This is a genomic window from Bacteroides sp. CAG:633, assembly GCF_000435115.1.
GTDB lineage: Bacteria > Bacteroidota > Bacteroidia > Bacteroidales > Bacteroidaceae > Bacteroides > Bacteroides ndongoniae.
Genome location: NZ_FR883063.1, coordinates 1 through 1,647 on the forward strand (window position 1 = coordinate 1; position 1,647 = coordinate 1,647).

3 protein-coding genes are annotated in these 1,647 nt (G+C 49.3%); all 3 read left to right on the forward strand.

Features of this window, described 5'->3' with window-relative positions; all coding sequences use genetic code 11:
* A partial coding sequence (locus tag QVP67_RS07620) for a DNA-binding protein (RefSeq protein WP_288180011.1) occupies positions 1 to 487 on the forward strand: 487 nt, incomplete at its 5' end.
* A gap of 309 nt (positions 488 to 796) precedes the next feature.
* The gene (locus tag QVP67_RS07625) at positions 797 to 910 is read left to right on the forward strand and encodes a smalltalk protein (RefSeq protein ID WP_022162981.1); all 114 of its coding nucleotides are present in this window, start codon (positions 797 to 799) and stop codon (positions 908 to 910) included.
* A 14-nt stretch (positions 911 to 924) separates the two neighbouring features.
* Positions 925 to 1,440, forward strand: coding sequence for an N-acetylmuramoyl-L-alanine amidase (locus QVP67_RS07630; RefSeq protein WP_022162982.1), 516 nt, complete (start codon positions 925 to 927; stop codon positions 1,438 to 1,440).
* Positions 1,441 to 1,647 lie beyond the last annotated feature (207 nt).

The window sequence follows — 1,647 nt, forward strand, 5'->3', positions numbered from 1 at the left end:
TAGTCAATACGCCAATTTTGGAAGCTTACCGAAAGGGCAGTATCGTTTTATCATGTCCACCGAGATCTACAGTACGCTCAAGGAGGACAAGGTTGTTGCAGAAGCCGCGATCCGTTCGGGCATCTCCAAGGGAAGCATCAATGCTGCCTGGGAAGCCATAGGCGACGTGATACGTGCCTGGGCGACGGAGGGTCACTCGGTTGCTATTCCCGGACTCGGTACGATGCGCTTCGGCGTACAGGCCACTTCGGTGGAGAACGTCGAGGACGTGGGTACCGGACTGATCACCACCCGCAAAGTGATTTTCACACCCAGCACCGTGATCAAGGACGAACTGAAGAATACGTCCATCAACATCACTTGCTACGACAAGGACGGAAACGTCATCAAGCAGGTCACTTCTACCGACCCGGGTACCGTGGACGAAGGTGATCCTGAAGTGCCCGGTGGCGGCGGTGGCGGAGGAGGTGAAGATCCGCTGGGCTAAGGCCTCACCCCTGGCCCCTCTCCCAAGGAGAGGGGAAAGGGGAAGATACCACTGAGGATAGTTCTTTAGTTAAAAATGAAGAACAAGAAAATGAAGACTATTCCTTAGCGTTCAAATAAAAGAGGTTTTGAGCGAAGCTAATTAAGAATGAAGAATGAAGAATGAAGCCAATACATTGGCTACGCTCAACTCTAAACTCTTTACGCTCAACCTTAAACTCTCAACTCTCAACTCTCAATTCTCAATTATCCATTCTCCATTATCCATTAAATTCACCATTAACCATTAACCATTAACCTTTTTCTTACTATGGACGAACCTAATTCTCAAAAAATCACGTGGAAAACAATTATTCATGCCATTATTCAGGCGGCTATTGCGGCGCTGACGGCACTTGGTATCAGTAGTTGTGCCCAACTCTAACTTTTGTTGACCTTATGATTACCGAATCTTATCCTTTGATGTCTGGCGGAGAAGAAGTGCGAAACGAGCGCGAACTTCTCCGCCGGGTGGAGGACGGCACTTTGATGAATGGGGCGGACTCGGTCCGCTTCATTGTCATTCACTGCTCTGCCACCCGTTGTGACCGTGACTATACGGTGGAACAGCTGATGCGCGACCATAAGGCGCGTGGCTTCCGTACCATTGGTTATCATTTCTATATCCGTCGCGACGGGACTGTGACCCGTCACCGGGGTTTGCTGGAGGTGGGGGCGCATTGCCGGCCCTACAACCGTTGCAGCATCGGTATCTGTTACGAGGGCGGACTGAACGAGCAGGGACGTCCTGCCGATACCCGCACCGCGGAGCAGAAAATGCAGCTGATGGAGCTGCTGCTGAAACTCCGTAAACTCTTTCCGCAGGCAAAGATCGTGGGGCACCGTGAGCTTCCCGGGGTGAAGAAGGAGTGCCCGTGTTTTGATTGCGGGGAATACGGGGGGATTGATAATTGATAATTGATAATTGATAATTGAAAATTGAAAATTAAAAGATGAATGGGGGGTCAGGCACGGATGACATAATTGATAATTAATAATTAAAATTGGGTTTACCACAGAGGGCACGGAGTTTCACAGGGTAAAAAATCAATCTGTGTTTTCCGTGTAATCCGTGCCTAAAATGTCTTTAAACCCTAAACTTTCAACTCTCAACCCTCAACG